Below are 8,698 nucleotides of genomic sequence, written 5' to 3'. Positions count from 1 at the left end.
GTCCAAGCCTCACGCCCCCCCGCGCCCGGGAGGGCGTGTCTTGAAGCGCGGGGTCGCGTGGGCCGTGGCGCTGGCGTGCTGGGCCCTGTCGCTGTGGCTCGCGGTGACGTGGCTGCGGCCGGGCACCCCGTGGGGTCCGACCTACTCGTCCGACAGCGCCATCCCGCTGTTGATGGTCCGCGCCCCGCGGGTCGACCTCTTCTTCGCGTACTACCTGGGACAGGACCGCTTCGGCACCTGGCCCTTCCTGCTCGCGCGGCTCGTGGGCGGACGGGACTGGTCAGCGGAGGGGCTGCAGGCGCTCCTCATCGCGGCGACGTGGACGGTGATGTTCCCGCTGGCGTGGCTTTCGCGGCAGGGCGTGGTGGCGGTGGGCCTGTTCGTGCTGGTGCCGCTCGTGCTGGTGCTGCCCGAGGAGGTGCGCCCGTACCTGCTGGACATCTCCCAGCCCTACGGCTGGCAGTTCGCGATGCTGGCGTGGACCTGGATGGGGCTGCGGGGCCTGATGGAGGCGCGCACGCGCCAGGGCGTCTGGGGTTGGGGCGTGGCGGCGACGGTGTCCGCCGGGCTGACCATCTGGATGTCGACCTCCAGCCTGCCGGCGCTCGTCGTGTTCCTGGGCGTGGAGGCGCTGCGGGCCCGGGCGCGGGGCCTCACGAACTGGCGCAGGTTCGCGGCGGCGGCGGTGCCGCTCGTGGTGGGCGGGACGTTCGAGCGGCAGCTGCGGCGGCTGTACCACCGGTTCTCGAAGAAGTCGGTGGGCATCGAGTTCCGCACGGCGGTGCAGCTGGACCGGGGGCACCTCTGGGAGAACACGCGCCAGGTGACGGCGCTGCTGTGGACGGGCCCCGTGCCCCTCGCGGGCGTGCTGCTCGTGCTGGCGGGCATCGCCGCGACGTGGCTCGTGCGCCACGGGCGGCGGGGGTGGTCCGCGTGGGCGGCCCTGTCCGAGCCGGGCTGGCTGGCGCTCGGGTGCGGGTTGGCGGCGGCGGCGCAACTGCCCTTGCTGGTGGCCGTGTCCCACGTGCGGGCCAATGACTACTCACTGCGCTACTTCGGGCTCGCACACGCGCTGGCCCTGGTGGCGCTGGGCGTGCTGGTGCTGGGGTGGCTGGCGACGCGGGTGTCGCAGAACGTGCTGCGGGGGGCGGGCGCGCTGGCCGGCGTGGCGCTGGCCGTGGCGGCGCTGACCTGGCGGGGCCCGCCGGTCGTGAAGCCAGACCCTGCACGCGCGAGGGACGCGGCGCTGGCGGTGGCGCGCGTGGCGCCGGGGATGCTGCTGATGGGGGGCTACTGGGATGTCTACCAATTGGCGGGGTTGCAGCCGCTGGCCTCGCAGATGCTGCCCGTGCCCACCCCGGAAGACTACCAACGCACGGCCCACCTCATCCCCCAGGTGAAGGCGGCGCGGGAGCTGGTCTGGGTCCAGCGCATGGAGGACGACAGCAAGCCGGAGCCCCTGGAGCGGGAGCTGCACGGGGTGAAGTTCCAGCGGGCCCCCGAGCCGTGGCTGAGCGTCCCGGGCTACACGTTCTGGAAGTATGTCCGGGCGCCCGTGCCATGACGGAGGGCCAGGCGCTGCGGCAGCGGCTGCTCTCCATCTTTGGCGGCTCGGTGGGCAACCTCATCGAGTGGTACGACTTCTACGTCTACTCGGCGTTCTCGCTGTACTTCGCCCAGGCGTTCTTCCCAGACGCGGACCCCGTCGTGCGGCAGCTCAACACCGCGGGCGTCTTCGCGCTCGGCTTCCTCATCCGTCCCGTGGGCGGCTGGCTGATGGGGCGCTACGCGGACCAGCGGGGCCGCCGCGCCGCGCTGACGCTGTCCGTGACGCTGATGTGCCTGGGGTCCTTCGTCATCGCCGTGTGCCCCACGTACGCGCGCATCGGCGTGGCGGCGCCCGTCGTGTTGATGCTGGCGCGCCTGCTCCAGGGCCTGTCCCTGGGCGGGGAGTACGGCACCAGCGCCACCTACCTCAGCGAGGTGGCGACGTCCCGCCACCGGGGCTTCTACAGCTCCTTCCAGTACGTCACGCTCATCCTGGGGCAGCTGCTGGCGACGATGACGCTGCTGGTGTTGCAGCGGCTGGTGCTGACGGGCGCGCAGCTGGAGGCCTGGGGCTGGCGCATCCCGTTCCTCGTCGGCGCGGCGCTGGCCCTCTTCGGCTTCTACATGCGGCGCAACATGGTGGAGACGGAGGCCTTCACGCAGGAGGCGGCCAAGGGCAAGGAGCAGGGCACGGAGCACCGGCCCATGCGGGAGCTGCTGCGCCACCCGAAGGAGCTGGCCATCGTGGTCGGCCTCACGATGGGCGGCACGCTCGCGTTCTACACGTACACCGTCTACATGCAGAAGTTCCTGGTGAACTCCGTGGGCCTGACGCGGGACGAGGCCACGCTCATCTCCGCGGGCTCCCTGTTCATCTACATGCTGTTGCAGCCGGCGTTCGGGTTGCTCTCCGACAAGGTGGGCCGCAGGCCGGTGCTGCTGTGGTTCGGCGTCATGGGCACGCTGTGCACCGTCCCCCTGCTGACGGCGCTGACGCGGACCCGGGAGGCCTTCACCGCGTTCCTGCTGGTGCTCGCGGCGCTGATCATCCTCTCCGGCTACACCTCCATCAACGCCGTGGTGAAGGCGGAGCTGTTCCCCGCGCGCATCCGCGCCCTGGGCGTGGGGCTGCCCTACGCGCTGACCGTGTCCCTCTTCGGCGGCACCGCCGAGTACGTGGGCACCCGGCTGAAGCTGTCCGGCCATGAGCCGTGGTTCTTCTGGTACGTGACGGGCGCCATCCTCTGCTCGCTGCTCGTCTACGTGCTGATGCCAGACACGCGTCGGCACAGCCGCATCGACTGACGCACCCCGCACGACACACGAATCGTGTGCGTGTATTGACACCTACAGTAAATCCCGTTTATCACTTCTTCCGTTCTTCCCAAAGATTGCGGGAAGCGCGCGGAGTGAAGCGTCGCCCCTTCGGGACGCGGGGCACTCTGGAGGGGTGGAGGGGGGAGCGCTGAGGACGGGCGCTGACGACGCACCACATCCAAGGAGCAGCACCACATGAAACTGAAGCCTACCTGGCTGACGGGCCCCTGGCGCCCGTTGGCTGCATCCGTCCTCGGCAGCACGCTGTTGGGTGCCCTCACGGCCGTCGCGGCCTCCACGGCGCCTTCCGCCGACAAGCCCGCGGCCTCCGCGCAGCTGGCCTCCGCGTCCCGGATCCCCGCGGCGCGCGTGGTGGAGCAGTCCACGCAAGTGCCGTCGGACGCGCAGCGGGGCATCTCGCCCGCGGCGACGGCCGGCCGCTACGCGCTGACGACGGGCGCGGGCCTGACGTTCCACCGCACCGACCGCGCCGTGAGCGCGCTGCGCACGGTGGACGTGCCCGGCTCCGCCTACCAGCTCTACACCTGGGACGAGCAGCGGGCCGAGGGCGGCACCGAGTCCTTCTACGCCTACAGCCAGGGCGGCGTGCTGCCCGTGGGCCGCGTGCGCTCCACGGACTACGTCATCCGCCTGCGCGATGCGGGGTTCGACCCCTTGCGCGACCCCAGCCCGCGCATGACGAACCTGCTGTCCGCGGACCGCGACAACCACCTGTTCCTGGTGCAGTTCCTCGCCTCGCCGCTGCCGGAGTTCCGCTCCGCCATCGAGGCGTCGGGCGGCAAGGTGCTGCGCTTCCTCGCGGAGCACACGTACATCGTGGAGATGGGCGCGGACGCGCGCACCCGCGTGACGCAGCTGCCCTACGTGCGCTGGGTGGGGGACTACCACCCCGAGTACCGCCTGGAGCGCGAGCTGAAGGACGCGCTGATGGGCGTGGCCACGCGGCTGCCGGACACGCAGCGCTACTCCCTCATGCTGGGCGAGGGCGGGCCCGCGCGGCAGCAGGCGCTGGCCGACCAGGTGAAGGGCCTGGGCGGGCGCGTGGAGCTGGTGGAGCCGGGCGGCTTGCGCATCGAGGCGACGCTCACCCAGGAGCAGCTCCAGCAGGTGGTGCGCTCCAACGAGGTGCAGTTCATCGACCGCTGGGGTGGCCCCGGTGAGCTCGACATGAACATCGTGCGCGACACGGGCGGCGCCAACTACATCGAAGGGCTCAAGGGCTGGACGGGCCAGGGCGTGCGCGGTGAGGTCTTCGACACCGAGGTGCTCACCACCCACCAGGAGTGGCTCAACGCCCCCATCATCCAGAGCGTGGGCACCTCCTCCGGGTCGCTGCACGGCACCAGCTGCTACAGCAACGTCTTCGCGCGGGGCGTGACGCCCAACGCGCGCGGCATGGCGCCCAACGCGCAGGGCATCTTCTTCCTCTACAGTGAGTCCACCCAGTTCGGTGGCACCAAGTCCCGCTACGACATCAACCAGGAGCTGACCAACCCCGCGGGCCCGTACCGCGCGGTGTTCCAGACCTCCAGCGTGGGCAGCTCGCTGACGACGGCGTACACCACCATCTCCGCGGAGGTGGATGACTACCTCTTCAAGCACCCCATCCTCAGCACGCAGTCGCAGAGCAACGCGGGCAGCCGCAGCTCGCGTCCGCAGGCGTGGGCGAAGAACATCGTGTCGGTGGGCGGCGTGCGCCACCAGAACACGCTGTCGCGCACGGATGACAACTGGGGCTTTGGCGGCAGCATTGGCCCGGCCGACGACGGCCGCATCAAGCCGGACCTGTCGTTCTTCTACGACTCCATCACCTCCGCGAACGGCTCCGGGCCCACGGACTACACGGAGTTCGGCGGCACCAGCTCCGCGACGCCGCAGACGGCGGGCCACTTCGCGCTGCTGTTCCAGATGTGGCACCAGGGCGTGTGGGCCGGGCACGGCGGCAAGGCGGACGTGTTCGCCAGCCGCCCGCAGATGGCCACCGCCAAGGCGCTGATGATCAACAACGCCTGGCGCTACAACTGGACCGCGGGCGGCTCCAACGCGGACATCGACCGCAACAAGCAGGGCTGGGGCACCTCTGATTTGAAGCGCCTGCTGGACCGCGCGCCGAAGACGAGCATCATCGACGAGTCGGACCTGCTGTCGCCCCTGGGCGTGCGGACGTACAACGTCTCCGTCTCCCCGGGTGAGACGGAGCTGAACGTGACGATGGCGTACACCGACCCCATGGGCACGGTGGGCGCGGCCGTCACCCGCGTCAACGACCTGTCGGTGCGCGTGACGTCGCCGTTCGGCGTCGTGTTCTGGGGCAACAACGGCCTGACGGCGGGCAACTTCTCCACCGTGGGCGGCGTCTCCAACCGGGTGGACACGGTGGAGAACGTCTTCGTCCAGAACCCCGTGTCGGGCACCTGGAAGGTGGAGGTCTTCGCGGACGAGCTCGTGCAGGACGCCTACCTGGCCACGCCGGCGGTGGACGCCGACTTCGCGCTGGTGGTGAGCGGTGGCCGCATCGTGCAGGGGGACCCGGAGGTCACCAACCCCGCGTACGGCAGCACCTTCAGCAGCGCCTCGCTGACGCGGGGCGTGTGGTTCACGGCGCCCACGGACTTCACCATCAGCGGGCTGCAGGTCCCGAACGAGGCGAACCACCCGCTGCAGAACATCGAGGTGGTGCGCTTCAACGCGGGCGTGACGCCGCCGGTGTTCAGCGGCACGACCAACGCCTTCACGTCGGTGTTCCGCGCCGTGGGCGTGACGTCCGGCCAGGTCCTCTCCGTGAAGATCCCCGTCTATGCCGGGGATGTGATTGGCATCCTGGGCGCCACGGGCGACGCGAGCATCATGAACAGCTCGTACTCCGCCACGAGCGGTCCCGTCACCACGTCCATCTTCGGGCAGCCGATGACGCTCAACCGCCTGGGCATGCAGTTCAACCTGGCGTCCAGCACCGCGCATGACCTGTGGACGGAGACGGCCGGCTCCATCGGTCGGGTGCGCATCCTCTACACCGCGCTGAACCAGGTCGCGCTGCCGTCGTTCGGCTACAACTACACCGACGTCACGACGCGCGGTCTGTGGTTCACGGCGCCCACGGCGTTCATCCTCACCGGCGTGCAGGTGCCGAACGAGGCGGGCCAGCCGCTGCAGAACGTGGAGGTGGTGCGCTTCAACGCGGGCGTGACGCCGCCGGCCTACAGCACCACGACCAACGCCTTCACGTCGGTGTTCCGCGCCGTGGGCCAGCCGACGGGACAGGTGCTGCGCACCTTCATCGCGGTGAACGCCGGTGAAACCATCGGCGTGCTGGGCGCCACGGGCAACGCGACGATGCTCTACAACTCCTACGCGGCCACGCCGGGCCCCATCTCCAGCTACATCCTGGGCCAGCCGGTGACGCTCAACCGTCTGGGCATGCAGTTCAACCTGGTCACCAACACGGCGCACGACGTGTGGACGGAGCCCGCGGGCGCGCTGAGCCGCGTGTCGCTGTTCTACGCCCGGCCCGGCGCGCTCGCCGCCGAGCCGCAGCGCATGAGCCTGGCGCAGTAGCAGGGCCTTTCGCTCCGAGACGTCTGACGCCCCCGGATGGACCGCCCCCTGGCGGCCTTCATCCGGGGGTTGTCTTTTCCATATCAGACAGGAGTGCCTCTTGCGCGGCACGGTGTCCGTGGGATGAAGTCCCCGTCTCCTCCGTGTCTGTCTCGGAGATGGGAGCGTCAAGCCATGACCCGAATCCCCAAGCCCACCCATGTCTCTTCAGGTCCACTGGCGCCCAAGCCTCGCAACGACGGGCCACGTCCCCCCAAGCCGCCCGTGGCGGCCACCCCGAACACCGCGAACCCCACCGCGGCCTTCGCCCCGGGATGGAGGGCCGGAAACCAGAGCATGATTCCGAAGCCGGTCAACGTCCCCGCCAACGCGCACTACAAGCCGCGTGCGGACGGGCCGCGCCCCCCCGCGAAACCCGCCGTGGCCACGTCGGCCAGCGCCCCTGCGGAAGCCGGGCCTTCCCAGAGCGTGAAGACCTACCCGCAGAAGGCCTGCCCTCCGCTGGCCACGAGCACCAAGCCCGTGCCGAAGCTCGCCCTGGAGAACGCCGCCTGCCTCACCCATGGAATGGGCGCGGACTTCGTGAAGAGCGCGCTCGACAGTGGCCACCTCGGCTCCGCCTACCTCCGGGAGGGCCCCAAGGGGAACTACACCCGGGACGCGGACAAGAACGGCGGCGGGGCGCTGGCCGTCTACACCCGCGCGGTGGGGACCGGGCACTCCGACTGGACGGCCAAGGGGAATGGGGTGGGGAGCAGCGACACCAAGGTGCAGCTGATCCTCAGCCCCACGGTCCTCCAGGATCCCAAACATGCGTGGCGGGCGTCATGCCTGGACAACGGGGGCAAGGTGCCCGGACCGCATCCCAAGGTGCCACTGCCCAAGGACGGAGGCCCCCTCGTTCGTACCGGGGCGCTCTGGGGAAACCAGACCGAGGCGGGACGCAACCGCAACTTCAACGACACCGTGAAGGGCACGACGTCCAACCTGCAGAATGAACAACTGCATTGGGAGAAGGTCCCCCTTCAGGGAAACCTCAAGGGGATGGTGTGCACCTCCCAGGCCAGCTTCGACACGCTGATGAAGATTCCCAACGCCCAGCGCACCCCCGGCCCCCATCCCGGAGGCATTGCCTCCCAGGGCTCCGTGTTGTTTGGAGGGGAGAGGATTCCCGTCGCCTTGACGAGCAAGAACACGAAGCTGCTCCCCCTGCTGGACGACATGAAGATCGCCAAGGACAATCAGGTCCGCTGAAGCGGTGTGTCAGTGGACGCGGGTCCCCTTCAAGTCGCACAACAGGCGCCAGGTGACGCCGTCCTCCGACTGCTCCCAGTGGATGGCCAGCTGCTGGTTCGCGTGGTCGAAGGACATCGTCACGCGCTCGTGCGCGCCCGCGAAATGCCAGACGCCGTCCCGCTCTCCGCCTTCGTACATCCGGGCGAAGCCATGGCTGTCGAACAGGCGGAGCCAGTAGCGGCCCGTGGACGCATCGAAGCCGAGGATCTGCGCGCTCTCCAGGCGGTCCTCACCGAAGCGCATCACGCCACGGTGCAGCACGAAGAAGCCTCCCGGGAGCCATTCATAATGGCCGATGGCGGTGACCTTGAGCCGCGCCTGGGGCCCGGCCGCCTCGCCCAGCACGCCCTCCGACTTCCATTCCCCGATGAAGGCCTCCAACCGCTGGTGCTCGGGCCCCAGCCTGGGTGCCTGCTCTCCGGGCCCCTGCGTCGTGGCTTCCGGAGCGCCCTGCCCCACCTCGTGTGAGGGGTCCATGGGGTTTCCTTTCCATCGGATGGCTCCGGGGCGACACGCCACGGGCACATCCCTCAAGGTGAGGAGCCGGCAACAGGCGTGCAAGCCACGGTGGGGCGCTTCACCCCGGGCTTCCAGGTTGGCTAGGGTCCCCACCGTGACCTCCTACACGATGCTGCACCTCGCACTGACGGGAGCCTTCGTCGTGCTCGCGCTGGTGCACTTCGCGACCTGGGCCGCGGTGAGGACCCAGCGTGTCCAGCTGTGGCTGGCGTCCAGCTTCCTCGGGTTCGCGGCCATCAGCTTCTCCGTGGGCATGGCCAGCAGCGAAGCCAGCGCGATGATCCACGACCGGCGCCCGTGGCTGCTGCTGGGCGTCCTCACGTCCATTCCCCTCCCCTACACGCTGCTGCGGGTCGTGTGGTCGCTGCTGGACCTCCCGCTCACGCGCTGGCGGCGGGTGATGCTGGGGGTGGCCGTCGCGCTCGGCGCGGTGCGGGCTGTC

The 8,698-nt window shown here is 69.9% G+C and carries 5 protein-coding genes and 1 pseudogene; 5 read left to right on the top strand and 1 reads right to left on the bottom strand.

Features of this window, described 5'->3' with window-relative positions; genetic code table 11:
* Positions 1–40 precede the first annotated feature (40 nt).
* The 4 genes from D7V97_RS35775 (at position 41) to D7V97_RS35760 (ending at position 7,695) form a co-directional block, all read left to right on the top strand.
* Positions 41–1,564, top strand: coding sequence for a hypothetical protein (locus tag D7V97_RS35775; protein ID WP_147445113.1), 1,524 nt, complete (start codon positions 41–43; stop codon positions 1,562–1,564).
* Entirely contained in the window at positions 1,561–2,853 is a 1,293-nt protein-coding gene (locus tag D7V97_RS35770; protein WP_120615103.1) for an MFS transporter, read from the top strand. Before D7V97_RS35775 ends, D7V97_RS35770 begins: the two co-directional genes overlap by 4 nt.
* Positions 2,854–3,060: 207 nt before the next feature.
* A complete protein-coding gene (locus D7V97_RS35765; RefSeq protein WP_120615102.1) occupies positions 3,061–6,441 on the top strand; it encodes a S8 family serine peptidase in 3,381 nt (1,126 codons plus the stop codon).
* A gap of 174 nt (positions 6,442–6,615) precedes the next feature.
* The gene (locus D7V97_RS35760) at positions 6,616–7,695 is read left to right on the top strand and encodes a hypothetical protein (protein ID WP_147445112.1); all 1,080 of its coding nucleotides are present in this window, start codon (positions 6,616–6,618) and stop codon (positions 7,693–7,695) included.
* Between the two features lie 9 nt (positions 7,696–7,704).
* Here the strand turns inward: D7V97_RS35760 and D7V97_RS35755 are convergent, their stop codons facing one another.
* Positions 7,705–8,214 (bottom strand): DUF1579 family protein, encoded by a 510-nt coding sequence (locus D7V97_RS35755; protein WP_120615100.1) that lies wholly within the window; start codon positions 8,212–8,214, stop codon positions 7,705–7,707.
* A gap of 136 nt (positions 8,215–8,350) precedes the next feature.
* Here D7V97_RS35755 and D7V97_RS35750 point away from each other — a divergent pair.
* A pseudogene (locus tag D7V97_RS35750) lies at positions 8,351–8,698 on the top strand (serine/threonine protein kinase); the annotation flags it as partial.

The organism is Corallococcus sp. CA053C (assembly GCF_003611675.1).
Taxonomy (GTDB): Bacteria; Myxococcota; Myxococcia; order Myxococcales; family Myxococcaceae; genus Corallococcus.
This window is presented reverse-complemented; position numbering and strand designations above follow the sequence as displayed.